General features: G+C 66.0%; 25 protein-coding genes and 1 pseudogene. 12 read left to right on the plus strand and 14 right to left on the minus strand.

Translation table 11 applies throughout. The annotated features are described in order from the left end of the window. Positions 1-95 precede the first annotated feature (95 nt). Positions 96-236: pseudogene (locus tag A5775_RS25330) on the plus strand (amidohydrolase); the annotation flags it as partial. 46 nt (positions 237-282) lie between these two features. On the opposite strand, the gene A5775_RS08410 reads toward A5775_RS25330, so the two are convergent. Together A5775_RS08410 and A5775_RS08415 are read right to left on the minus strand one after the other, a co-directional pair. Then, positions 283-1,053: a fructosamine kinase family protein gene (locus tag A5775_RS08410; RefSeq protein ID WP_067250574.1), complete on the minus strand. Its 771-nt coding sequence runs from the start codon at positions 1,051-1,053 to the stop codon at positions 283-285. Then, positions 1,050-2,708, minus strand: a complete 1,659-nt coding sequence (locus A5775_RS08415; RefSeq protein WP_067250578.1) for an acyl-CoA synthetase — start codon at positions 2,706-2,708, stop codon at positions 1,050-1,052. Before A5775_RS08415 ends, A5775_RS08410 begins: the two co-directional genes overlap by 4 nt. 70 nt (positions 2,709-2,778) lie before the next feature. Here A5775_RS08415 and A5775_RS08420 point away from each other — a divergent pair, with 70 nt between their 5' ends. Beyond that, the gene (locus A5775_RS08420) at positions 2,779-3,615 is read left to right on the plus strand and encodes a crotonase/enoyl-CoA hydratase family protein (protein ID WP_156660645.1); all 837 of its coding nucleotides are present in this window, start codon (positions 2,779-2,781) and stop codon (positions 3,613-3,615) included. A 33-nt stretch (positions 3,616-3,648) separates the two neighbouring features. Here A5775_RS08420 and A5775_RS25630 read toward each other — a convergent pair whose 3' ends face one another. Beyond that, positions 3,649-3,867: a hypothetical protein gene (locus A5775_RS25630; protein ID WP_197512483.1), complete on the minus strand. Its 219-nt coding sequence runs from the start codon at positions 3,865-3,867 to the stop codon at positions 3,649-3,651. Here A5775_RS25630 and A5775_RS08425 point away from each other — a divergent pair. Further along, positions 3,781-4,656 (plus strand): hypothetical protein, encoded by an 876-nt coding sequence (locus A5775_RS08425; protein ID WP_067250584.1) that lies wholly within the window; start codon positions 3,781-3,783, stop codon positions 4,654-4,656. The two genes, A5775_RS25630 and A5775_RS08425, sit on opposite strands and share 87 nt — an antisense overlap. Positions 4,657-4,688: 32 nt before the next feature. Here A5775_RS08425 and A5775_RS08430 read toward each other — a convergent pair whose 3' ends face one another. Next, positions 4,689-5,909 carry a cytochrome P450 gene (locus tag A5775_RS08430; RefSeq protein ID WP_067250587.1) on the minus strand — a complete coding sequence of 407 codons (1,221 nt, stop codon included), beginning with the start codon at positions 5,907-5,909 and terminating at the stop codon, positions 4,689-4,691. A 42-nt stretch (positions 5,910-5,951) separates the two neighbouring features. On the opposite strand from A5775_RS08430, the gene A5775_RS08435 reads away from it, so the two are divergent. Further along, positions 5,952-6,674: an acetoacetate decarboxylase family protein gene (locus A5775_RS08435; protein ID WP_067250590.1), complete on the plus strand. Its 723-nt coding sequence runs from the start codon at positions 5,952-5,954 to the stop codon at positions 6,672-6,674. A gap of 116 nt (positions 6,675-6,790) precedes the next feature. Here the strand turns inward: A5775_RS08435 and A5775_RS08440 are convergent, their stop codons facing one another. After that, a complete protein-coding gene (locus A5775_RS08440; RefSeq protein WP_067250593.1) occupies positions 6,791-7,822 on the minus strand; it encodes an LLM class F420-dependent oxidoreductase in 1,032 nt (343 codons plus the stop codon). Between the two features lie 68 nt (positions 7,823-7,890). Between A5775_RS08440 and A5775_RS08445 the strand changes: the two genes are divergently transcribed. Genes A5775_RS08445 through A5775_RS08460 form a run of 4 tightly spaced genes read left to right on the plus strand, consistent with a single transcriptional unit; the run spans position 7,891 to position 11,587 of the window. Then, a complete protein-coding gene (locus tag A5775_RS08445) occupies positions 7,891-8,892 on the plus strand; it encodes a Zn-ribbon domain-containing OB-fold protein (RefSeq protein WP_197512441.1) in 1,002 nt (333 codons plus the stop codon). A gap of 15 nt (positions 8,893-8,907) precedes the next feature. Beyond that, positions 8,908-9,972, plus strand: coding sequence for a thiolase domain-containing protein (locus A5775_RS08450; protein ID WP_067250599.1), 1,065 nt, complete (start codon positions 8,908-8,910; stop codon positions 9,970-9,972). Further along, positions 9,972-11,171, plus strand: coding sequence for a thiolase domain-containing protein (locus A5775_RS08455; protein ID WP_067250603.1), 1,200 nt, complete (start codon positions 9,972-9,974; stop codon positions 11,169-11,171). The genes A5775_RS08450 and A5775_RS08455 overlap by 1 nt, the downstream gene beginning before the upstream one ends. Positions 11,172-11,179: 8 nt before the next feature. Further along, positions 11,180-11,587 (plus strand): nuclear transport factor 2 family protein, encoded by a 408-nt coding sequence (locus tag A5775_RS08460; RefSeq protein ID WP_067251361.1) that lies wholly within the window; start codon positions 11,180-11,182, stop codon positions 11,585-11,587. On the opposite strand, the gene A5775_RS08465 is transcribed toward A5775_RS08460, so the two are convergent. Continuing rightward, positions 11,584-12,108: a gamma carbonic anhydrase family protein gene (locus A5775_RS08465; RefSeq protein ID WP_067250607.1), complete on the minus strand. Its 525-nt coding sequence runs from the start codon at positions 12,106-12,108 to the stop codon at positions 11,584-11,586. The two genes, A5775_RS08460 and A5775_RS08465, sit on opposite strands and share 4 nt — an antisense overlap. A gap of 114 nt (positions 12,109-12,222) precedes the next feature. Between A5775_RS08465 and A5775_RS08470 the strand changes: the two genes are divergently transcribed. Next, on the plus strand, positions 12,223-13,380 hold the full coding sequence (locus A5775_RS08470; RefSeq protein ID WP_067250610.1) for a Rieske 2Fe-2S domain-containing protein: 1,158 nt from the start codon (positions 12,223-12,225) through the stop codon (positions 13,378-13,380). Between the two features lie 5 nt (positions 13,381-13,385). Beyond that, positions 13,386-13,835 carry a hypothetical protein gene (locus A5775_RS08475; RefSeq protein WP_067250613.1) on the plus strand — a complete coding sequence of 150 codons (450 nt, stop codon included), beginning with the start codon at positions 13,386-13,388 and terminating at the stop codon, positions 13,833-13,835. Positions 13,836-14,016: 181 nt separating this feature from the next. Here A5775_RS08475 and A5775_RS08480 read toward each other — a convergent pair whose 3' ends face one another. From A5775_RS08480 to A5775_RS08510, 7 genes are all read right to left on the minus strand, one after another. After that, a complete protein-coding gene (locus A5775_RS08480) occupies positions 14,017-15,162 on the minus strand; it encodes a sulfotransferase (RefSeq protein ID WP_067250616.1) in 1,146 nt (381 codons plus the stop codon). Further along, positions 15,162-15,944, minus strand: a complete 783-nt coding sequence (locus A5775_RS08485; RefSeq protein WP_067250620.1) for an SDR family oxidoreductase — start codon at positions 15,942-15,944, stop codon at positions 15,162-15,164. Before A5775_RS08485 ends, A5775_RS08480 begins: the two co-directional genes overlap by 1 nt. Then, complete coding sequence (locus A5775_RS08490) at positions 15,941-17,068, minus strand: hypothetical protein (protein WP_067250623.1); 1,128 nt, start codon at positions 17,066-17,068, stop codon at positions 15,941-15,943. The genes A5775_RS08485 and A5775_RS08490 overlap by 4 nt, the downstream gene beginning before the upstream one ends. Positions 17,069-17,156: 88 nt before the next feature. After that, complete coding sequence (locus A5775_RS08495) at positions 17,157-17,462, minus strand: hypothetical protein (RefSeq protein ID WP_067250626.1); 306 nt, start codon at positions 17,460-17,462, stop codon at positions 17,157-17,159. Positions 17,463-17,524: 62 nt separating this feature from the next. Further along, complete coding sequence (gene dmpG / locus A5775_RS08500; protein WP_067250629.1) at positions 17,525-18,580, minus strand: 4-hydroxy-2-oxovalerate aldolase; 1,056 nt, start codon at positions 18,578-18,580, stop codon at positions 17,525-17,527. Then, positions 18,577-19,500, minus strand: a complete 924-nt coding sequence (locus A5775_RS08505; RefSeq protein WP_067250632.1) for an acetaldehyde dehydrogenase (acetylating) — start codon at positions 19,498-19,500, stop codon at positions 18,577-18,579. The genes dmpG and A5775_RS08505 overlap by 4 nt, the downstream gene beginning before the upstream one ends. Positions 19,501-19,553: 53 nt before the next feature. Continuing rightward, on the minus strand, positions 19,554-20,339 hold the full coding sequence (locus tag A5775_RS08510) for a 2-keto-4-pentenoate hydratase (RefSeq protein WP_067250635.1): 786 nt from the start codon (positions 20,337-20,339) through the stop codon (positions 19,554-19,556). A 71-nt stretch (positions 20,340-20,410) separates the two neighbouring features. Here A5775_RS08510 and kstD point away from each other — a divergent pair, with 71 nt between their 5' ends. After that, complete coding sequence (gene kstD, locus A5775_RS08515) at positions 20,411-22,102, plus strand: 3-oxosteroid 1-dehydrogenase (protein ID WP_067251364.1); 1,692 nt, start codon at positions 20,411-20,413, stop codon at positions 22,100-22,102. 5 nt (positions 22,103-22,107) lie between these two features. Beyond that, positions 22,108-22,968, plus strand: coding sequence for a MaoC family dehydratase (locus A5775_RS08520; RefSeq protein ID WP_067250638.1), 861 nt, complete (start codon positions 22,108-22,110; stop codon positions 22,966-22,968). Positions 22,969-23,097: 129 nt separating this feature from the next. Here the strand turns inward: A5775_RS08520 and A5775_RS08525 are convergent, their stop codons facing one another. Beyond that, the gene (locus A5775_RS08525) at positions 23,098-23,931 is read right to left on the minus strand and encodes an endonuclease domain-containing protein (RefSeq protein ID WP_067250641.1); all 834 of its coding nucleotides are present in this window, start codon (positions 23,929-23,931) and stop codon (positions 23,098-23,100) included. Between the last annotated feature and the right edge of the window lie 105 nt (positions 23,932-24,036).

Below are 24,036 nucleotides of genomic sequence, written 5' to 3' on the forward strand. Positions count from 1 at the left end.
GCGCTGGCCGCCTGAGCGGCGTCTACATCGGATTGCCCGCCTTCTCCTCCTGCCGTTACGCGGCGTGCATCGTCGCCGGGCTACTGTCGATCCCGATGACGATCGACGTCTGGATGCAACACCCGACGCAGCGGTTCCTGCGCAGCGACATGCTGGCGTCCCTGCGGCGCTGGACGGGCGGGTCGATCCCCGATACCGAAATCCCGATCGAGGCGACCCTGGCGACGATGCACGCCGCGTAACGGCAGGAGGAGAAGGCGGGCAATCCGATGTAGACGCCGCTCAGGCGGCCAGCGCGGCGCGGGCGGCGGCGCCGGTCTGCCGCGCGTATCCGCCACCGAACAGCACGACATGGGCCAGCAGTCCGAAGAGCTGGTGCAGCCCGATACGGTTTCGCCAGCCGGGTTGCAGCGGCCGCACCCGCTGATAACCGTCGATGATCGCGTCGTGATGCGGGCAGCCGAACAGCGCGAGCATCGCCAGGTCCGTCTCGCGGTGACCGCCGTGCGCGGCCGGGTCGATCAGCACCACGCCGCCGGGCGTCCACATCACATTGCCGCTCCACAGATCGCCGTGCAGCCGGGCCGGCGGGTCGTCGTCGTCGAAATCTCCTGCGCGGCAACGCGCCGCGACGCCGTCGACAGCCTCGCGGGTCGCCGCGTCGAGCCCCGGCGCCGCGAGTTCGGCCATCGGGGCCAGCCGCTCCTGCGCGTAGAACTCGCCCCAGCGCCGGTGTCCCCGCAGCGACATCGGCAGGGGCTGCGACAGCGGCCCGAAGAAGCCGGGGCCGTCCCACCCGTCGGGCCCGGCGCCGAACGCCTTGGCGCCGGCGTCGTGCGTGATGGCCAGTTGGCCTCCGAACGCTCGCGCCGCCTCGGGGGTGGGGTTCACCGCATCGAGGCGCCGCAGCGTCAGGCGCGTCGCGCTGACGGAGACGACCTGCGCGCACGGCACACCGCCGTCGACACCGGAAAGCCATTGCAGGCCCGCGGCTTCAGCCGCGAAGAAACCGGCGGGCGCGTCCGGATTGTGCTTGACGAAGTCGGTCGTCACGCACCGGTCGCCGCGTGAGCGGCGTGCACGTCGTCGGCCGGGCGGGCCTCGGTCTGCTCCTTGGCCCAGCGGTAGTCCGGTTTGCCCGCGGGCGAACGCTTGACCTCGTCGACCAGCCACAGGCTGCGCGGCACCTTGTATCCCGCGATCTCGGAACGCACGAAGGCATCCAGCTCCGACAGCGCGGGCCGCGTCCCCGGCCGCGGCTGGACGACGGCGGCGACGTGCTGGCCGTACCGGGCGTCAGGCACGCCCACCACCAGGGCGTCGAAGACGTCGGGGTGCCCCTTGAGCGCGGCCTCGACCTCCTCGGGGTAGATCTTCTCGCCGCCGCTGTTGATCGACACCGAGCCGCGGCCCAGCATCGTGACGGTGCCGTCCTCCTCGACCGTCGCGAAGTCGCCGGGGATCGCGTAGCGCACACCGTTGATGGTCTTGAACGTCTCGGCCGTCTTCTTCTCGTCCTTGTAGTAGCCGACGGGAATGTTGCCCTTCTTGGCAATGAAGCCGCGCACACCGGAGCCGGGCTTGACCTCGTTGCCGTCCTCGTCGAGCACCACGGTGCGGTGGTCGATCGTCACGCGCGGGCCACCGGCGTGCGGCGCGTCCTTAGCGACGACGCTGGTGCCGCCGAACCCGGTTTCCGAAGACCCGATGGAGTCGGTGATGACCCGGTTGGGCAGCAGCTCGAGGAACTTCTCCTTGATGCTCGGCGAGAACAGCGCCGCGGTGGAGGCGAGCAGGAACAGCGAGGACAGGTCGTACTCGTTGCCTTTGTCCTGGTGTGCCAGCAGCGCGTCGAGCAGGGGCCGCGCCATGGCGTCGCCGGTGAAGAACAGCAGGTTCACCTTGTGGTCGTGGATCGTGCGCCACACCTCGTCGGCGTTGAATTCCGGTGCCAGCACGGTCGTTTGGCCCGAGAAGATCGACATCCAGGTGGCCGACTGGGTGGCGCCGTGGATCATCGGCGGAATGGGGTGGCGGACCATCGGCGGGTTGGCCGCGGCGGCCTTGGCCAGGTCGTATTCGTCCTTGACGAATTCGCCTGTGGCGAAGTCGGTTCCACCGAACAGCACCCGGTAGATGTCCTCGTGGCGCCACATCACGCCCTTCGGGAAGCCGGTGGTGCCTCCGGTGTAGAGCAGGTAGATGTCGTCGGCGCTGCGCTCACCGAAGTCACGTTCCGGTGAGCTCTGCGCGATCGCCGAGTAGAACTCGACGCCGCCGTAGCGGCCGAAGTCGTTGTCGCTGCCGTCCTCGACGACCAGGATCGTCTTGACGTTGGGCGTATCGGGCAACACGTTGGCCACCCGATCGGAGTACTGGCGCTCGTGCACCAGCGCGACCATGTCGGAGTTCTCGAACAGGTAGCGCAGCTCGCCCTCGACGTAGCGGTAGTTGACGTTCACCAGGATGGCGCCCGCCTTGACGATGCCGAGCATCGCGATGACGATCTCGATGCGGTTACGGCAATACAGCCCGACCTTGTCGTCCTTTTTCACCCCCTGCTCCATCAGGTAGTGAGCCAGGCGGTTGGCCTTCTCCTCTAGCTGGGCATAGGTCAACTTCTCGTCGCCGCAGATCAGGGCGACACGGTCGGGCACAGCGTCGATGGCGTGCTCTGCAAGATCGGCAATATTCAAGGCCACGGCCACCAAATTAGAACGTGTTACATTTCGAGGCAAGCTCGTGCCCATTGTCGAGGGAAAGGCGGTAGCCGTGTCCGTGGAGAATGCCGGAACCCCAGCAAACACAGAAAACGGGCAGACCGGCCCCGCTGAAGCCGATGCGCTGGTGGAACAGCGTGGTCACACCCTCATCGTGACCATGAACCGGCCGCACCGTCGCAACGCCCTGAGCACCGAAATGATGGAAATCATGGTCCAGGCCTGGGACCGCGTGGACAACGATCCCGACATCCGTTGCTGCATCCTGACCGGCGCCGGTGGCTACTTCTGCGCGGGCATGGACCTCAAGGCAGCAACCCAGAAGCCGCCGGGTGAGTCATTCAAGGACGGCAGCTACGACCCGTCGCGAATCGACGCCCTGCTGAAGGGCCGGCGCCTGACCAAGCCGCTCATCGCGGCCGTCGAAGGCCCGGCCATCGCCGGGGGCACCGAGATCCTGCAGGGCACCGACATCCGGGTCGCCGGTGAGAGCGCCAAATTCGGCATCTCCGAGGCCAAGTGGAGCCTGTACCCGATGGGCGGGTCCGCGGTGCGACTGGTGCGCCAGATCCCCTACACGGTGGCGTGCGACCTGCTGCTGACCGGACGGCACATCACCGCCGCCGAGGCCAAGGACATGGGCCTGATCGGCCACGTCGTTCCCGACGGGCAGGCGCTGGCCAAGGCGCTCGAGATCGCCGAGGTGATCGAGAACAACGGGCCCTTGGCCGTGCAGGCGATTCTCAAAACGATCCGCGAGACCGAGGGCATGCACGAGGAAGAGGCCTTCAAGCCCGACACCGCCAACGGGATACCGGTGTTCCTCTCCGAGGACTCCAAGGAAGGCCCCCGGGCGTTCGCCGAGAAGCGCAAGCCCAACTTCCAAAACCGCTAAACCGGCGCCGGCCCCTTTGCGCCGAACGTGACGTCACGGCGGCTTTTCGGCTGATTTTTCGCCCTCCTTTTCGCCGAACGTGCACCCACGGCGAATTTCGGCCGAGATTTTCGCGCTCAGTGCACGTTCGACGAGCTTGTCGGGGCTCTGCGGCACACTCCCGCCATGCGAGAGCCGTTCATCGGTAGCGAGGCCGTCGCATCCGGCCTGGTGACCCCGTACGCGCTGCGGAGCCGGTTCGTCAAAGTTCATCCCGACGTGTACGTCCCGGCCCACACCGCGCTCACCCCCGGATTGCGCGCTCAGTCGGCTTGGCTGTGGTCTCGTCGGCGCGGTGTCGTCGCGGGCAGATCCGCGGCAGCCCTGTACGGGACGAAATGGATCGATGACCGCGCACCTGCCGAGCTGCTTTACGGGTACCGGCGTCCGCCCAGTGGCATTCACACGTGGTCAGATCGGCTGAGCGGCGGCGAGATACAAACGATCGCCGGCATGCCGGTGACTACGCCCGCGCGGACAGCTCTCGACATCGCCTGTCGCTATCCCGTCGAGCGGGCTGTCGCAGCGATCGACGCGCTGTCGCGCGCAACCGATCTCAAGGTGAGCGAGGTCGAGCTACTCGCCGAACGCTACCGAGGCCGCCGCGGCATCGCCCGTGCGCGCATCGCGCTGCCGCTTGTCGACGCGGGCGCCGAGTCTCCCCGCGAAACCTGGTTGCGCCTTCTGCTGGTGCGCGCGGGTTTCCCGACGCCGCAGACGCAGATACCGGTTTACGACGCGTATGGCTTCCTGATCGCCGCGCTCGACATGGGCTGGGAAGACATCAAGTTGGCCATCGAGTACGAAGGCGATCACCACCGCTTCGACCAACGACAATTCAACAAGGACATCCGGCGTGCGGAGGCGCTCGCTGAGCTGGGTTGGACCAACGTGCGGATCACGGTTGAAGACACGCCAGGCGGCATCATCGGCCGGGTGGCAGCGGCCTGGCAGCGTCGAACGTGCACTCAGCGCGAGGATTTGGCGAAAATCTCGCCGTGAGAGCACGCTCGGCGAAAGGGGCTCAAACGCAATCAGCCCAGCAGCGGCGCGCTCGGGGTGAACACCACCGGCATGGCCTCCAGGCCGCTGACGAAGTTCGCCCGCCGCAGGGGCAGGGTCGAGTCGTCGGCCAGTCTCAGATCCGGCAGCCGCTTGAGCACCCGCTCGGTCATCATCGACAGCTCCAGCCGCGCCAGCTGGTTCCCCAGGCAGAAGTGCGTGCCGAATCCGAAAGCCATGTGGCTGTTCGGGTTTCGCCGGATGTCGAAGCTGTCCGGATTCTCGAACGTCGTCTCGTCGAAGTTGCCCGACTCGAACAGCAGCATGATCTTCTCGCCCTCGCGCAGCGAGGTCCCGTGGAATTCGGTGTCCGCGGTCACTGTCCGGCACATGTTCTTGACCGGCGACGTCCAGCGCAGCATCTCCTCGATGGCGCATTGCAGCAACGAGGGATCGCGCACCAGGGCGTCCCACTGATCGCGGTGGCGCACCAGCTGTTCGGTGCCGCCGCTCAGTGTGTGCCGGGTGGTTTCGTCGCCGCCGATGAGGATGAGCAGCGTCTCCATCACGATCTCGTCGTCGGACATCCGCTGCCCCTCCACCTCGGCGTTCACCAGGATGGAGAACAGGTCATCGGTGGGCTCGGCGCGCCGCTTGGTGATGATGTCCGTGGTGAATTCGGTGTAGGCGGCGAAGGCGGCCATTACTGCCTGGGCTTCGTCCGACGTGGGGTCGATGTGCGAGCTCAGCCCGCTGACCAGGTCGTCGGACCATTTCAGCAGCATGCCGCGTTCGGTGGGCAGCACGCCCAGCATGTCGCCGATCACCGCCATCGGCAGTGGGGCGGCGATATCGCGGACGAAGTCACACTCGCCCCGCTCACACACCGCGTCGATCAGGGTGTCGCACAGCCTCGCGATGGAAGGCTCCTTCTCCTTCACCCGCTTGCGGGTGAAGCCCGCGTTGACCAGCTTGCGTCGCAACAGGTGCGCGGGATCGTCCATGTCGATCATGTAGGGCATTCCCGGCTGATCGGGACGGATGCCGCCCGTGCTGGAGAACAACTCCGGATTGCGCTCGGCGTCGAGGATGGCTTGATAAGTGGTGGCACCGGCCAGGCCGTTGCGATCCCGAAATATCGGCTGGTTGGCGCGCATCCAGCGATAGGCCTCGCGTGAGGTATGACGGTCGGCATAGAAATTGCCATCGGTCAGATCGATGTTCGAGATTGCTTCCGGGGTGGTCGAAGTCATCTATAGCCTCCAAATGTTGACGAACGGATTACAGTAAGCGGCATGGCTGAGTCACAACACGTCGTTGCGGGGACAGTCCTCACCATGCCGGTGCGGATACGAAAAGCGGACGTGCACACCGCGATGTTTTCGGTCGATGCCCAAGCGGCACAACGGCTTATCGATTACAGCGGCCTGAAAGTCTGTCAGCACCGGCCGGGCCGGGCGGTGGTCAACCTGATGCTGGCCCGCTATATCGACGGCGACCTGGGCCAGTACCACGAATTCGGCACCTGCGTGATGGTCAATCCGCCCGGTTCGACGGCGCGCGGCTGGCGGGCGCTGGGCGATGCGGCCGCGTTCATCCACCATCTGCCGGTCGACCAGAGCTTCACCCTGGAAGCGGGGCGCTCCATCTGGGGATTCCCGAAGATCATGGCGGACTTCACCATTCGCGAGCACGGCGGGTTCGGGTTCGACGTCAGCGCCGACGGCGCGCACATCGCCGGCATCGACTTCGCCCGCGGATTGCCGGTGCCGTCGATCTTCACGTCGCGGCCGCAGGTGCTCAAGACCTACACCTTCGCCGACGGCATCACCCGGGAAGTGCCCTGGGAGATGCAGGTGCGCGGCATGCGCGGCCGGCTCGGCGGCGCGACGCTGCGACTGGGCGATCACGCCTACGCCAAGGAGCTGGCGTCGCTGGGCCTGCCAAAGCGGGCGATGATCTCTGGATCTGTCGGCCACGTCGAGATGACATTCGGCGACGCCCACCCGCTCGGCTGACCGGCCGGACCGCGCGCTCCGCATCGTCGTCGGGCGTGTCATCCGGACAATCTAGAACGCGTTCTAAGCCGCTGGCAAGAAAAATAGAACGTGTTCTAGTTCGTCATGCGGGCCGCTCAGATCAGGGCAGCCAGCTCGCGGACCTGCTCTGTACTGCGGCCGGACACCACCATCATGGTCACGCCGGCGGCCTCCCAGGCCTTGATCTGCTTACGCACGTAGTCGACGTCGCCGACGATCGCGGCGTCGTCGATCACCTCGTCGGGGATGATCTCCGCCGCCTTGTCCTTCTGGTTGCTGCGGAACAGCTTGGTGACGTCGTCGACCACCTCGGAGTAGCCCATCCGGCGGTACACGTCGGCGTGGAAGTTGGTGTCCTCGGCGCCCATCCCGCCCATGTACAACGCGATGTAGGGCTTCATGGCCGCGAACGCGGCGCCGCGGTCCTCGGTGATCACGATGTTGGCCGTCGCGCAGATCTCGAAGTCCTCGCGGCTGCGGCGTGCGCCCGGGCGGGCGAACCCCTCGTCCAGCCACTCGTTGTAGGTGTGGGCCATGCGCGGGGTGTAGAAGATCGGCAACCAGCCGTCACAGATCTCGGCGGCCAGCGCGACATTCTTCGGCCCCTCGGCGCCCAGCATGATGGGGATGTCGGCACGCAGCGGATGGGTGATCGGCTTGAGCGGCTTGCCCAGGCCGGTGGTGCCCTCGCCAGTCCTCGGCAGCGGGTAGTGGGGGCCGTCGCTGGTCACCGGCGCCTCGCGCGCCCACACCTGCCGGATGATGTCGATGTATTCGCGCGTACGGGCCAGCGGCTTGGGGAACGACTGGCCGTACCAGCCCTCGACCACCTGCGGTCCGGAGACGCCCAGCCCGAGGATATGCCGCCCGCCGGACAGGTGGTCGAGCGTCAGAGCCGCCATGGCGCAGGCCGTCGGCGTGCGGGCGGACAGCTGAACCACCGAGGTGCCCAGCCGCACCCGGGACGTCGACGAACCCAGCCAGGCCAGCGGTGTGTACGCGTCCGAACCCCAGGCCTCGGCGGTGAAGACGGCGTCGTATCCGGCCTCCTCGGCAGCGGCGACGAGCTCGCCGTGGTTCTGCGGCGGCTGAGCGCCCCAATATCCCAACTGCAATCCCAGCTTCATCGTCTTGGCCCTTTCAAGAGGTAGACCCGATGTTGAATCCGTTCTTAGAACCTGTTCTACTCGATGGCGTGACAGCCAGCTCGAGTAGCCCGCCCCTGATGGATAACCCTGAGCCACCACTCGCCGCGCCACTGACGTTGTCCTTCGACTACACCCGTTCGGTCGGCCCCACGCTGAGCAAGTTCTTCACCGCACTGCGTGATCGCCACGTCCTCGGGGTACGCGGATCGGATGGCCGGGTGCATGTTCCGCCGGCGGAATATGACCCGGTCACCTATGAGCCGCTGGGCGAGATGGTACCGGTGTCCAGTGTCGGCACCGTCGTCTCCTGGACCTGGCAGCCCGAACCGATGGAGGGCCAGCCGCTCGATCGCCCCTTCGCCTGGGCGCTGATCAAGCTCGACGGTGCCGACACCCCGTTGATCCATGCCGTCGATGTCGGAGCCGCGGGTCCTTCCGCCATCAAGACCGGCACCCGGGTACACGTGCACTGGGTCGACGAGCCGGTGGGCGCCATCACCGACATCGCCTATTTCGCGCTCGGTGAGGAAGCCGAAGCCGTCGCGGAAAAGTCGGACGGCGAAAAAGACCCGGTGACAATGATTGTCACGCCGATCTCGCTGACCATTCAGCACACCGCCTCGCACGAGGAGAGCGCCTACCTGCGGGCCATCGCCCAGGGCAAGCTGCTCGGCGCGCAGACGGGCAAGAACGGCAAGGTCTACTTCCCGCCCCACGGCGCCGACCCGGCCACCGGCCAGCCGACCACCGACTTCGTCGAACTGCCGGACAAGGGCACGGTGACGACGTTCGCGATCATCAACATCCCGTTCCAGGGCCAGCGCATCAAGCCCCCCTACGTGGCTGCCTATGTGCTGCTCGACGGGGCCGACATCCCGTTTTTGCACCTCGTCGCCGACATCGACGCGCACGAGGTACGGATGGGCATGCGCGTCGAAGCGGTGTGGAAACCCCGTGAGGAGTGGGGTTTTGGCATCGACAACATCGAGTACTTCCGGCCGACCGGGGAACCCGACGCCGACTACGACACCTACAAGCACCACCTGTAAAGGGCTTAGGAACACATGAGCGCTCGCAACGTTGCGGTAGTCGGCTTTGCCCACGCACCACACGTCCGCCGCACCGACGGCACCACCAACGGCGTCGAGATGTTGATACCGTGCTTCGCCCAGCTGTACGAGGAACTGGGCATCGAACGGACCGACATCGGCTTCTGGTGTTCCGGATCGTCCGATTACCTTGCCGGACGGGCTTTTTCGTTCATCTCGGCGATCGACTCGATCGGCGCCATTCCGCCGATCAACGAATCGCACGTCGAGATGGACGCGGCGTGGGCCCTCTACGAGGCCTACATCAAAATCCTGACCGGTGAGGTCGACACCGCGCTGGTGTACGGCTTCGGCAAGTCCTCGGCCGGGATCCTGCGCCAAATCCTGTCGCGGCAGACCGACCCTTACACCGTCGCGCCGTTGTGGCCCGATTCGATCTCGATGGCCGGGCTGCAAGCCCGTATGGGGATTGACACCGGCAAGTGGACCGAGGAGCAGATGGCGCGCGTCGCCCACGACTCCTTTGCGAACGCGCGCCGGGTGGACAAGGTGGAAGGGTCGATCAGCGTGGCGGAGTTGCTCGAACGGCCGTATTACGCCGACCCGCTGCGACGACACGACATCGCACCGATCACCGACGGCGCCGCGGCGATAGTGCTCGCGGCCGGGGACCGGGCGCGCGAGCTGCGCGAAAACCCGGCCTGGATCACCGGAATCGAGCACCGGATCGAAACCCCGTCGCTGGGTGCACGCGACCTCACCGAGTCCGTGTCGACCAAGGCCGCGGCCCACGTGGCCACGGGTGGCAGGACCGACAACCTCGACGTCGCCGAGATCTGCGCGCCCTTCACCCACCAGCACTTGATCATCGCCGAAGCCATCTGGATACCGGGACGGACGAAGGTGAATCCGTCCGGTGGTGCGCTGGCGGCCAACCCCATGTTCGTCGCCGGCCTCGAGCGAATTGGCTTTGCAGCACAACATATCTGGGACGGTTCCGCTGAGCGGGTGCTGGCGCACGCCACCAGCGGGCCCGCGCTACAACAGAACCTGGTCGCGGTCATGGAAGGAAAGAACTGATGGCCGGTGCAGGGCCAAACATCGCTGCGGTACTAGGTACCGGCCAGACGAAGTATGTCGCCAAGCGCAAAGACGTTTCGATGAACGGCCTGGTGCGCGAGGCGATCGACCGTGCGCTGGAAGACTCGGGTTCCACCTTCGACGACATCGACGCCGTCGTGGTCGGCAAGGCGCCGGACTTCTTCGAGGGCGTCATGATGCCCGAGCTGTTCATGGCCGACGCCATGGGCGCCACCGGCAAGCCGCTGATCCGAGTGCACACCGCGGGATCGGTCGGTGGCTCCACCGCAGTGGTGGCCGCCAGCCTGGTGCAGTCCGGCAAGTACCGGCGTGTGCTGGCGATGGCCTGGGAAAAGCAGTCGGAATCAAACGCGATGTGGGCGTTGTCGATTCCTATCCCTTTCATCAAGCCGGTGGGCGCCGGCGCGGGTGGCTACTTCGCCCCGCACGTGCGCTCGTACATCCGCCGCTCTGGGGCGCCGACGAACATCGGTGCCATCGTCGCGGTCAAGGACCGGCTCAATGGCAGCAGGAATCCGCTGGCGCACCTGCACCAGCCCGACATCACCGTGGAGAAGGTGATGGCGTCCCCGATGCTGTGGGACCCGATCCGCTACGACGAGACCTGCCCCTCGTCGGACGGTGCCGCCGCGGTCGTGATCGGCAACGAGGAGGCCGCCGAAGCCCACTTGGCGCAAGGTAATCCGGTGGCGTGGATCCACGCCACGGCGCTGCGCACCGAACCGCTGCAGTTCTCCGGGCGCGACCAGGTCAGCCCGCAGGCCGGCCGTGACGCGGCCGCCGCGCTGTGGAAGGCCGCCGGAATCACGAGTCCCATCGACGAGATCGACGCCGCGGAAATTTACGTGCCGTTCTCCTGGTTCGAACCGATGTGGTTGGAAAACCTCGGGTTTGCGCCCGAGGGCGAAGGCTGGAAGCTCACCGAAGCGGGCGAGACCAGGATCGGTGGCCGGTTGCCGGTGAACGCGTCGGGCGGCGTGCTGTCCTCGAACCCGATCGGCGCCTCGGGCCTGATTCGCTTCGCCGAAGCGGCGATTCAGGTCATGGGCAAGGGCGGCGACCACCAAGTACCCAACGCGCGAAAGGCGTTGGGACACGCCTACGGCGGCGGCTCGCAGTACTACTCCATGTGGGTCGTCGGCGCCGACAAGCCGGCGGCCCAGAAGCTCGACGCGTGAGCGTGCCGATGACTGAGCATCCCGCGCACGAGGCCGGCCGCCGCTCCCGCGAGGCGGTGGCGGCCCGGGACAAGGACGCGTGGCTGGCGGTGTTCGCCGACGACGCCATCGTCGAGGACCCGATCGGCCCCTCCGCGTTTGACCCCGAGGGCAAAGGGCATCGCGGCCGCGACGCGATTTCGGCGTTCTGGGACAAGGCCATCGCCCCCACGACGAAGATCGAGTTCGTTTTCCGCGACACCTATCAGTGCGGCAACGAGGAAGCCAACGTCGGGCACATACTCATCACGACGGGCGAATACCAGACGACCGCCGAAGGCGTGTTCACCTACAAAGCCGACGACGCGGGCAAGCTGGTGGCCCTGCGCGCCTACTGGGAGATGGACCGCGCGGCGGCCAACACGCGCAAGGTCTAGATCGGTTCCAGCCCGTCCAGATGCCGCTGGGCAAGATCGCGGTAGGCCTGCGGATTCAGCTTGATCCACATTTCGGCGCCGGTTCCGGCGACCGGGCCCCTGATCTGCGCCGGCGCGCCGACCGCCAGCATCCCGGCCGGGATCTGGGTGCCGGCCGTGACCAGTGAATGCGCGGCGACCAGGCTGCGCGCGCCGATCACCGCGCCGTCCAGAACGGTGGCGTGGTTGGCGATGAGCGCCTCGGACCCCAGGTGCGCCCCGTGTATGACGCACAGATGCGCCACCGTCGCACCCGGACCGATGTCCACCGGAATGCCGGGAGGGGCGTGCAACACCGACCCGTCCTGCACATTGGCGCCCTCGCGCACCATGATGGGCGCGTAGTCGCCCCGCAGTACGGCGTTGAACCAGATTGAGGCGCCCGCCTCCACGACGACGTCGCCGATCACAGTGGCTGTCGGGGCCACGAAAGCGGTGGGATCGATCCGTGGTGACCGGCCCTCGAATGCAAACAACGGCATTGTTTACGTATACCCCAGCACGCATATCTCCCAGCCAGGGTCGCCTTCGTTGCGCGCTCCCGTCGCAAAACTGTAACGTGTTCTAGTTAGAGGGCTATGAGTTGGAGGTGACAGGTGAGTACCGACACCAAGGCGGTCGGCATCCGGGAGATCGATCCCGGCGCCTTGCCGACCAGATACGCCCGGGGCTGGCACTGCCTGGGCGTCGCGAAGGACTTCCAGGACGGCAAGCCGCATTCGATTGAGGCTTTCGGCACCAAGCTGGTGGTCTTCGCCGACTCCCATGGGGACATCAAGGTCCTCGACGGCTATTGCCGGCACATGGGTGGAGACCTGTCGGAGGGCACCATCAAGGGCGACGAGGTCGCCTGCCCGTTCCACGACTGGCGCTGGGGCGGCGACGGCCGCTGCAAGCTGGTGCCCTACGCCAAGCGCACGCCGAAGACTGCGCGCACCCGGTCGTGGTCGACCGATGTGCGTGGCGGCCTGCTGTTCGTCTGGCACGACCACGAAAACAACCCGCCGGACCCCGCCGTGCAGATTCCGGATATCCCGGAAGCGCACAGCGACGAGTGGACCGAGTGGCGGTGGAACAGCATCCTCATCGAGGGATCCAACTGCCGCGACATCATCGACAACGTCACCGACATGGCGCACTTCTTCTACATCCATTTCGGGTTGCCGACGTATTTCAAGAACGTCTTCGAGGGGCACATCGCGTCGCAGTACCTGCACAACGTGGGTCGGCCCGACGTGAACGACCTCGGCACGTCGTACGGTGAGGCGCACCTGGATTCCGAGGCGTCCTACTTCGGTCCGTCATTCATGATCAACTGGCTGCACAACAGCTACGGCGGCTATAAGGCCGAGTCGATCCTGATCAACTGCCACTACCCGGTCACCCAGAACTCGTTCGTACTGCAGTGGGGCGTCATCGTCGAAAAGCCTACGGGCATGGACGAAGAGATGACCGACAAGTTGGCGAAGGTGTTCACCGAGGGCGTCAGCAAGGGCTTCCTGCAGGATGTCGAGATCTGGAAGCACAAGACCCGGATCGACAATCCGCTGCTGGTCGAAGAGGACGGCGCGGTCTACCAGCTGCGCCGCTGGTATCAGCAGTTCTATGTCGACGTCGCCGACATCGAGCCGGAAATGGTGGAACGCTTCGAGATCGAAGTGGACACCACCCGCGCCAACGAGTACTGGAATTCCGAAGTCGAGGAAAACCTCAAGGCCAAGGAATCCGAAGACGTTCCAGTGGAGCAACACTAGGCATCATGCCCGACGATCAGCCGCAGGTACCTGACGTCGATCGGCTTGCACGGTCGATGTTGCAGCTGCACGGCGATCACCATGACCACGAGGACAAGCCCGCCAGCGACGGCGGGTCGGGATCATGGTCGAAGTCACGGGATTTCGCCAACGATCCACAACGGGCGGCGGCGGTGGCCGAAGCCAGCCGCGCCGACCGTGAGCGCTACCTCAGCTCGGGGCTGCTACCGGTGGACTGCCGCTTCTGCCACGTCCGCGTCACGGTGCGCAGGCTGGGGCCGGGACACACCGCCGTGCAATGGAACACCGAGGCGTGGCAGCGGTGTGCGCACTTCACCGAAGTCCGGGAGTCCGGCGGCGACACCGCGCGCACCCGGTCGTGCCCCAAGCTGAGCGACAGCATCGAGCACGCCGTCGCCGAGGGCTATCTCGACAACGAGCCCGACGAACACTGATCGACTGTCGAATTCGCCATATCCGCCCGCCGGCCCCGCACCGGCGCCGCAAGCATTAGGTGTGATGCCCACCTTTGAGCGACAAACCCGGTGCGCGCCGGATAGATTCGCGACGGTGTCGCTCAGAGGCGGGCACAAGGTGTGCCCACCGGCACGGAAACGCCTGTGGCGCTTGTGACTTCTACAGTCCGGCGAATCGCTCCTTGACCGTCTCGACGCTGAGCCCATAGTCGGCCAGTGAGTAAGAATGCTTCGGCGCGCGCTCGCCGGACTGGCTGTCGGCGTGGGTCTTTTCCATGGCGGCCATGGCCTCATCGGTCAGCGTCAGGCCGAAGTGCCGGTAGACATCGGCCACGGTGCCCATCGGGTCGGCGATCAATTCCCGGTAGTCGACGTCGTAGAACTGGGCGGGACTGTATTTGGCACGGGCGGTGTTGAAACGCTCCAACCCGCGCGACCAGGTTTCCATTGCGTCAGCCCCGATTTGGGCCCCGGTGAACGACGTTGACCATCCCTCGGCGGTGTGCTGGGCGAGCGAGCACATCGAGGCCATGATCGTTTCGACCGGCCGATGAGTCTGGATCACCAGCGCGTCGGGATAGGTGGCCATCAACGCGTCCAGCGCGAACAGGTGGCTGGGATTTTTCAGCACCCACCGCTTGTCGGCGTCATTGAGCCCGATCAGCTGAAGGTTGCGACGGTGCCGCTGATATGACGGCGTCCAGTCCTGTTCCGAGAGCCAGTGCGCGTAACTCGGCAGGTGCGCCAGCGTTTCGTAGGACACCGAATGCAGCGACTGCCGCAGCAGCTGCCAACACTCCTCCAGCTCGTATGCGGCCATGAAATGCAGCCCGGTGTAGCCGGGGTTTTCCTGGTGGTGCTGGGTGAACTGGGCGTCGAGCTGGCGGTACATCGGGTGTGAATCCCAGGTCTCGCGCGGCGGGCGCGGCTGCGGGAATTCGGCCAGCCACATGTGCAGGCCCTGATGCGCGGGATCGGCACCCAGGAGCCGGTGCAGCGCCGTGGTACCGGTACGCACCAGACCGGTGACGAAGATGGGACGTTCGATGGGGACGTCGGCGTACTGCGGGTGCTGCTTCCAGGCCGCCTCGGACAGCAATCGCGCCACCAGTGCCCCACGCAGGAAGAAGCGATTCATCTTGCTGCCCAACACGGTAAGCCCGGCCTCGGTCCGGTAGGAGTCCAGCAGCACTGAAAGCGCTTCGCGGTAGTTGTCGTCGTCGACGCCGAAGTCGTCGAGCCCGGTCAGCTTGGTGGCCGATGCGTGTAGCTCGTCGACGGTACCGATATCGGTGCGATCGCTCATCAAACGTGATACTCCCCGCAGTTGACGTCCAGGGTCTGTCCGGTGATGCCGCTGGACAGATCGCTGGCCAAAAAGAGGATGGCCGAGGCCACTTCGTCCTCGGTGGGCAGCCGCTTGAGGTCGGAGTTCGCCGCAGTCGCCTCATAGATCTGCTCGGCCGTGGTGCCGTACTTGCCGGCCTGATGGTTGAAGTAGGCCTGCAACGTGTCACCCCAGATATATCCGGGCGCAACGGAATTGACGCGGATGCCCTGGTCGCCGAGTTCGGTGGCCAATGACTGCGACATGGACAGCAGTGCGGACTTGGCCATCTTGTAGGCGCCGTACTTGGCCTGCGAGTGCCGGATCACCATGGAGTTGACGTTCACGACTGACCCCTTGGATTCCGCCAGCGCGTCGGTAAAGCCCTGGATCAGCCGCAGCGCGCCCAGCGCACTGAGCTCGATCGCGTCACGGATGTGCTGAAAGCTGGTGCCGGCCAACGGCTTCATCGATGGAACCCGGAACGCGTTGTTGATCAGGACGTCGACCTTGCCGTAGGCCTCGAGCGTGGCGGCGATGAGGTTGCTCACCTGGTCGTCATCGGTGATATCGGTGGGCACCGTCGTCGCACGCCCTCCGATATCGGCGATCTGCTTGGCGACGTCGTCCAGGCGTTCTGGCGTGCGAGCCGCCAGTACCAGGTCGGCGCCCTCTCGCGTGCATCGATGCGCCAGCGTCGTACCGAGGCCAGGGCCGACGCCGCTGATCACCACTACCTTGCCATCGAGCAACTTCGTCATCCCAGCATCCTCGCCTGAATTTGTTGATGACGCAGCGCGATTCGCGCTCGCCATTCGTCATCGGAAATCTTGTTGTGCTCGAAATACGGCAGCGTTGCCGGTATGGCGTCGATGTCGACCAGCTCGACGGTGGGGCCGTCGGCGTCGGTGAGTTGGCGCGACACCCGCTGCCACCGGAACTGCAAGATGCCCTTTCGGTGCCCGAGCGTCTCCACCCAGTTGGTCACGCCGGGGTTCTGGTCGGCGACGACGATGCGCACCTTGCCGTCCGGATCCGCTTGCGCCTGAGTGTTGTTCAGCGACGTCTGGTGGTTGATGTAGTCCAGCGAGATGTACCACAGGCTGCCCAACTGGAACCCGAGGTAGGGAGCGTCGGTGACCGGGATGGTGATCACCAGCGCCTGGTCGGGCCGCAGCTCGTAGTGCCCGACCGACGAGTACTGCGTCGCCAGCCCGCCGGGCGTCAGGCGGGGTGCGACCATTGTGTTGACCGGAATGTTGAAATAGAACCACTGCGGGAATTGCAACCACGTCTTCACCCGGTTCACCAGTTGCTTTCCGGCTGTGGCATAACGCTTTTCGATGGTCTCGCGACTCAGCGGCGGCGGCGCGGTGCCCGCGGTGTCCAGACGGGAGATGGCCAGCGTGCCGCGCTGCGCGGCCCAGTCGCCGTACACCTCGCGGATGACCAGCTGCCCGGGGTTGGTGGGCCGGACCCGCCATTCGAAGCTGCCGTCGGGAGCGATCTGCAGTTCCCGGTCGTCGAACGCGGCCTGGCTGACCGGCACGTTGTCGTCGGTGTATTCACCGCCGAGCAGCTGGAAACTCAGGTCGGTGGTGGTGCCGCGCCTGCCGGTGACGACGTAATCGTGGTTGGCGTGCACCCGGGTGCCGAAATACAGGGTGTCGGGGTTGTCCAGGCCCATCTTGGTGAACGGCCCGGTGCCCGACTGCAGGAAGGGATGGTCGCGGTCGTAGTCGAAGGCCAGGTGCGTGCAGGCCGCGATGCAGCCGGCCAGATATTGGAGTCCTTCGAGCAGGTCGGCTTCGGTCTCGATGTGCGGTGCGGCCGCCACGAGCTCTTCGGCCTCAGCGATCGCGGAGGTGAGGGGATCAGAGAACACGCCTAGACGCTAGAACGTGTTCTACTTTTTCGTCAATGGCGAACATTCCCCCGCGTCGGCCGCGACGTTCGAGGACGAGGCAGATTCGCTAGGGCGGGCACGCGTGGGACAGGTCGATCAGGTGCTGGCGTACGTCGGGATGCCGATTCAGGTAGTCGATCACACTGCCGTTACCGCCCTCAGCCTGCGATTTGGACTGCAGCTGCTGGTGGAGGTCGGGATGGCGCTGCAGGTACGCGTCGATGGAACTACCCACGTCCTGATTGCAATCCGCGGCGGCTGTGCCCGCCAGGGGTACTGCGATCACGGTCGCGGCGGCCGCAGTCAATAGCCCCCCGGCGAGCAGGCCGAACAGTCCGCGACCACGTGTGCCGGCTGTCTTGGATGTGCTCATGCCCACCAGCGTACGCGCGGTAGCTTTGCGTAGCCTGTGCGCGCCGTCGGCAAAGAGGCAGGTCAAGCGGTCGCGGCGCCGTCCCGCTCGCGCTTGATCTCCAGTGCGATGTCGATGAGCTGGTCTTCCTGGCCGCCGATGAGTTTGCGCTGGCCGGCGCGGTGTAACAGCTCATGCGGCGGGACGCCGTAGCGCTCGCCCTGGCGGATGGCGTGTTTGAGGAAGCTCGAGTAGACCCCGGAGTAGCCCATGATCAGGGCGTTGCGGTCGAGTAGGCACTCGGCGGGCATGGCGGGGGCGACGACCTCTTCGGCGGCGTCGGCGATGTCGAAGAAGTCGATGCCGGTCTTGACGCCGATCTTGTCGAACACCCCGATCAGGGCCTCGACGGGCGCGTTGCCCGCCCCGGCGCCGAACCGGCGGCACGAGCCGTCGATCTGCTTGGCGCCGGCCCGCACGGCCTCGACGCTGTTGGCGACCCCGAGTCCGAGGTTTTCATGCCCGTGGAAGCCCACCTGGGCGTCGTCGCCGAGTTCGGCGACCAGCGCCGCGACTCGGTCCCGCACGCCTTCGAGTACCAGTGCGCCGGCCGAATCGACGACGTAGACGCACTGGCAGCCGGCGTCGGCCATGATGCGGGCCTGGGCGGCCAGCTTCTCGGGCGAGATGGTGTGGCTCATCATCAAAAAGCCGACGGTCTCCAGGCCGAGTTCGCGGGCCAGGCCGAAGTGCTGGATCGACACGTCGGCCTCGGTGCAGTGCGTGGCGATCCGGCAGATCGAGCCGCCGTTGTTCTGCGCCTCTTTGATGTCCTCCTTGGTGCCCACCCCCGGCAGCATCAAAAAGGCGATCTTGGCCTCCTTGGCCGTCTCGGCGGCGAGCTTGATCAGCTCCTGCTCGGGGGTCTTGGAGAACCCGTAGTTGAAGCTCGACCCGCCCAGCCCGTCGCCGTGCGTCACCTCGATGACCGGCACGCCCGCGGCGTCCAGGGCGGCCACGATGGCGCCGACCTCGTCGGTGGTGAACTGGTGGCGTTTGTGGTGGGACCCGTCGCGCAGCGACGTGTCGGTCATCCGGACGTCCCAGATTGGGTTGAAGAAAATCTCGGTGGTGCTCATGCTTGGGCTCCTGCTGCCAGGCTCTCTTTGGCGATCTCCTCGCCGACCTTGGTCGCCGCGGCGGTCATGATGTCCAGGTTGCCCGCATACGGGGGCAGGTAATCGCCGGCGCCCTCGACTTCGACGAAGGTGGTGACCAGCGCCTGGCCGCCGGAATTGATCGACGGGTCGTCGAACTGGGGCTCGTTGAGCAGCCGGTAGCCGGGCACGTAGGTCTGCACCTCGGCCACCACGTCGTGGATGGATTTGGCGATCGCGTCGCGGTCGGCGTCCTCGGGGATCGCGCAGAAGATGGTGTCGCGCATGATCATCGGCGGGTCGGCCGGGTTCAAGATGATGATGGCCTTGCCCCGCTTGGCCCCGCCGATGGTCTCCACGCCCCTGCTGGTGGTCTTGGTGAACTCGTCGATGTTGGCTCGGGTGCCGGGGCCCGCCGACAGCGAGGCGACCGAGGCGACGATCTCCGCGTAGGGCACGCCACCGAGGTCGGCGACGGCACGCGACACCGCGTAGACGATCGGGATGGTCGCCTGCCCACCGCAGGTGATCATGTTGACGTTCGGCGCGTCCAGGTGCTGGCGCAGGTTGGCCGGCGGGATCACCGCCGGGCCCACCGCGGCCGGTGTCAGGTCGATGGCCCGGATGCCGGCGGCCTCATACTTGGGTGCGGCGTCGCGGTGCACGTAGGCGCTGGTCGCCTCGAACACCAGATCGGGCTTGTCCGACTGGGCCAACAGCCAGTCCACGCCCTCGTGGGTGGTCTCCAAACCCAGCTTGCGGGCCCGGGCCAGGCCCTCGCTGTCCGGGTCGATGCCGACCATCCAGCGCGGTTCCAGCCAGTCCGATCGCAACAACTTGTAGAGCAGGTCAGTGCTGATGTTCCCCGACCCGACAATGGCCACACTCGCCTTAGTCGGCATGATGCCCCTTTTCGAAGCGTTGAGAGATTTAAGTTAGACGATTTAATTCGAGCCTATTCGAACGATAACCGCACCGCACCGAGGCCCGCGAAGTCGGCGACGAAGTTGTCGCCGGGGTGTGCGTCGATCGCTTTCGTGCACGATCCGGGCAGCACCACGTCGCCCTTGCGCAGCCGTACGCCGAAGCCGTCCACCTTGCGGGCCAGCCAGGCCACCGCGGTGACCGGGTTGCCCAGCACCGCGTCGGTACGGCCTTGCGCGACGACCTCACCGTTGCGGCGCAAGACGGCGTCGATCCCCTTGACGTCGATGTCGCGGGCGGAGACGCGCGCCTCACCGAGCACGAAACCCGCCGACGAGGCGTTGTCGGCGATGGTGTCGCACAGTTCGATCTTCCAGTCGGTGATCCGGGTATCGATCAGCTCGATGGACGGGACCAGTGCCTCGGTGGCCGCCAACACGTCGTCCTCGGTGCAACCGGCCCCCGGAAGGTCCGCGTTCAACACGAAACCGACCTCGACCTCGACCCGGGGGTACAGGTAGCGGTTGGCCTTGACCGGGGTGTCTTCGAACAACTGCATCTCGTCGAGCAAATGACCGTAGTCCGGCTCGTCGACACCCATCATCTGTTGGATCGCCAACGACGACAGCCCCACCTTGTGACCCAGCACCCGGGCCCCCTCGGCGACCCGCTGCCGGATATTGATCAGCTGAATCTCGTAGGCGTCGACAACATCGATGTCCGGATATGCGGCAGTCAACGGGGCGATCGGCTCACCGCTCCGCTCGGCCTGCGCCAAGTCGGCGGCGAGCTCGTCGCGGGTGGCAACACTGAGCATTTTCAAAGTCTCCTCGTACGGTCGACCGGGCCAGTAGCGGCCGCCCCGGGCAATTCTATAACGTGTTCTACATGTCAGCGCAGGAGTACGACGTCGTCGTGGTCGGGAGCGGCGGGGCCGGCATGGTGGCCGCCCTTACCGCCGCTCACCGGGGTCTTTCCACAATAGTCATCGAAAAGGCCCCGCACTTCGGCGGCTCGACCGCACGGTCGGGCGGCGGCGTTTGGATCCCAAATAACGAAGTGCTCAAGCGTGACGGGGTCAAGGACACCGCGGAAGCGGCCCGCACCTATCTGCACGGGATCATCGGCAGCGTCGTCGAGCCGGAACGCATCGACACCTACCTCGAGCGCGGGCCCGAGATGTTGTCGTTCGTGCTGAAGAACACGCCGCTGAAGATGTGCTGGGTGCCGCGTTACTCCGACTACTACCCGGAGTCGCCGGGCGGGCGCGCGGAGGGCCGGTCGATCGAGCCGAAGCCGTTCAACGCCCGCAAACTCGGCGCCGACGAGTCCGGCCTGGAGCCGGCGTACGGCAAGGTCCCGCTCAACGTCGTCGTGATGCAACAGGATTACGTGCGGTTGAACCAGCTAAAGCGCCACCCGCGCGGTGTGCTGCGCAGCCTGAAGGTCGGCGCCCGCACGATGTGGGCCAAAGCGACCGGCAAGAACCTCGTCGGCATGGGCCGGGCGCTGATCGGACCGCTGCGGATCGGGTTGCAACAGGCCGGGGTGCCGGTGGTGCTCAACACCGCCCTCACCGACCTGTACGTCGAAGACGGCGTGGTGCGCGGGGTCTACGTGCGCGGCGCCGGTGATGCCGAGTCGGGTGAGCCCCAGCTGATCCGGGCCCGCCGCGGGGTGATCCTGGCGTCGGGCGGGTTCGAGCACAACGAACAGATGCGGGTGAAGTACCAGCGCGCGCCGATCACCACCGAGTGGACCGTCGGCGCGGTGGCCAACACCGGCGACGGAATTCTGGCGGGCGAAAAGCTCGGCGCCGCATTGGACATCATGGAAGACGCCTGGTGGGGGCCGACCGTCCCACTGGTGGGTGCGCCGTGGTTCGCGCTGTCCGAGCGCAACTCGCCGGGATCGATCATCGTCAACATGTCCGGCAAGCGGTTCATGAACGAATCGATGCCCTACGTCGAGGCCTGCCATCACATGTATGGCGGCGAATACGGCCAGGGGCCGGGGCCGGGTGAGAACATTCCCGCATGGCTGGTGTTCGACCAGCAGTACCGCGACCGCTACATCTTCGCGGGATTGCAGCCCGGACAACGTATTCCGCGCAAGTGGCTGGAGTCCGGCGTCATCATCACGGCCGACACGCTGGCGGAGCTGGCGCAGAAGGCCGGTCTTCCGGTGAACGAATTCACCGCGACCGTGGAGCGTTTCAACGGCTTCGCGCGCTCCGGCGTCGACGCCGACTACCAGCGCGGCGAGAGCGCCTACGACAGGTACTACGGCGACCCGACCAACAAGCCGAACCCCAATCTCGGCGAGATCAGCCACGCGCCGTACTACGCCGCCAAGATGGTGCCCGGCGACCTGGGCACCAAGGGCGGCATCCGCACGGATGTCCACGGCCGGGCGCTGCGCGACGACGGCAGTATCATCGAAGGCCTTTACGCCGCCGGCAATGTCAGTGCGCCAGTGATGGGCCACACGTATCCCGGTCCGGGTGGCACCATCGGCCCGGCCATGACGTTCGGTTACCTGGCGGCATTGCACATTGCCGGCGGAGCCGGGGAAAGGTAACCGCAATGCCCATCGACGTAGACGTCGCGCTGAATGCCGAGCTGGATCCGATCGAATTCTCTTGGGTCAGTAGTGATATCCAGCTCTACCACCTTGGCCTGGGCGCCGGAGCGGACCCGATGGACCCCCGCGAGTTGCGTTACCTGGTGGACGACACCCCGCAGGTGCTGCCGACGTTCGGCAACGTCGCCGCCAGCTTCCACATGACAAAACCGCCGACCGTTCAGTTTCCCGGCATCGACATCGAGTTGGGCAAGGTGTTGCACGCATCCGAGCGCGTGGAAGTGCCCGGGCCGCTTCCGCCTTCGGGCAAGGCCAAGGCCGTCACCCGGTTCACGGACATCTGGGACAAGGGCAAGGCCGCGGTGATCTGGAGTGAGACGACGGTGACCGCGCCGGACGGCACGTTGTTGTGGACTCAGCGACGGTCGATCTTCGCGCGCGGCGAAGGTGGCTTCGGTGGTGAACGCGGTCCGTCAACCTCGGACGGCGCACCGGGCCGAGCTCCCGATCTCGAAGTCGACGTGCCGATCTTGCCCCAGCAGGCATTGTTGTACCGGCTGTGTGGCGACCGCAACCCGCTGCACTCCGATCCCGAATTCGCCGCCGCCGCAGGCTTTCCCAGGCCCATCCTGCACGGGCTGTGCACGTACGGCATGACCTGCAAGGCGATCGTCGATGCGCTGCTCGACGGTGACACCGGCGCGGTGGCGGCCTACGGCGCGCGTTTCGCCGGGGTGGCTTTCCCCGGCGAAACGCTCAAAGTCGGGATCTGGAAGGAGAACGGCCGGTTTGTGGCCAGCGTTGTCGCGCCCTCGCGCGACAACGCCGTCGTGCTCTCCGGCGTCGAGCTGGTCCCGGCCTAGGCCTAGGGGCTCCTCGCTCTCTGCGTCGAAGCGTTCTTGCTTGTCGCGGCGTTCCTGCGTCGAGGCGTTCTTGCGGCGAGTGTGACGCCAGCCGCACACTCGGTCCCGACTGCGCGACTAGCCGCGCACTCACCGGGCCAACGCATCACGAACACGCCTGACGACCTCGGCTGGGCGGTCGCCGGCGACCACGCGGACCACGATCCAGCCGTGCCGTTGCAGCATCTCTGATCTACGTAGATCCCACGTGTACTGGTATCGATCGCTGCGGTGTTGCTCCCCGTCGTACTCGACCGCTACTTTGACGTCCTCCCATCCCATATCTAAATATGCGATGGCACTGCCGAATTCGTTGACCACCGGAATCTGCGTCTGTGGCCTGGGTAAGCCCGCTTGGATCAGCACGATACGTAGCCAAGACTCTTTCGGTGACTGCGCGCCGGCATCGAATAGATCCACCGCTTGACGCGCTCGCGCGATCCCGCGCCGTCCGGCATACCTGCGAGCCAGCAGTTCAAGGTCGGCCGCTTTGACATTGGTGGCGCGAGCAAGCGCGTCGATAGCTGCCACGGCGGTCGTCGTCGGGTACCAACAGCCCAAGTCCAGAGCTGTTCTGACCGGCGACGTGACTGGCATGGCTGCGACTATCTCGATCTCGTCCTCCTCAACACGATCGCGGTGGGTCAGGATTCCCGGTGGACGGCGTCGATTGTCGTGCAACAACTCCACCGCCTGAGCATCATCGACCCATCCGCTGCCGTGCAGGACCGCCGCCGAGAACCCCGCGAGCACACCTCGGCGCCCGGACCACAGCCACCCCGCCTTCGCACGTGAAGCGGCACCGATGCCGACGTCGCGCTCGACATAGACGTCTGGAAACAGTCGACGGTACCGCGTCGCCAGTTGAGTCTTGGTCAATGCTCCAGCGGCGACGGCCTCGCTCCCGATGAACGGCTCAGCCACGACGGCAGCGTCGCACGCCGTACCACCGCGGTCACTTCAGCCGTCCACACGTCGCCGCATGTGAAGCTGGGCGCACAGTCGCGCAGCCGTGTGCTGCTGCACGCA

It is taken from the genome of Mycobacterium sp. 852002-10029_SCH5224772 (genome assembly GCF_001667315.1).
GTDB lineage: Bacteria > Actinomycetota > Actinomycetes > Mycobacteriales > Mycobacteriaceae > Mycobacterium.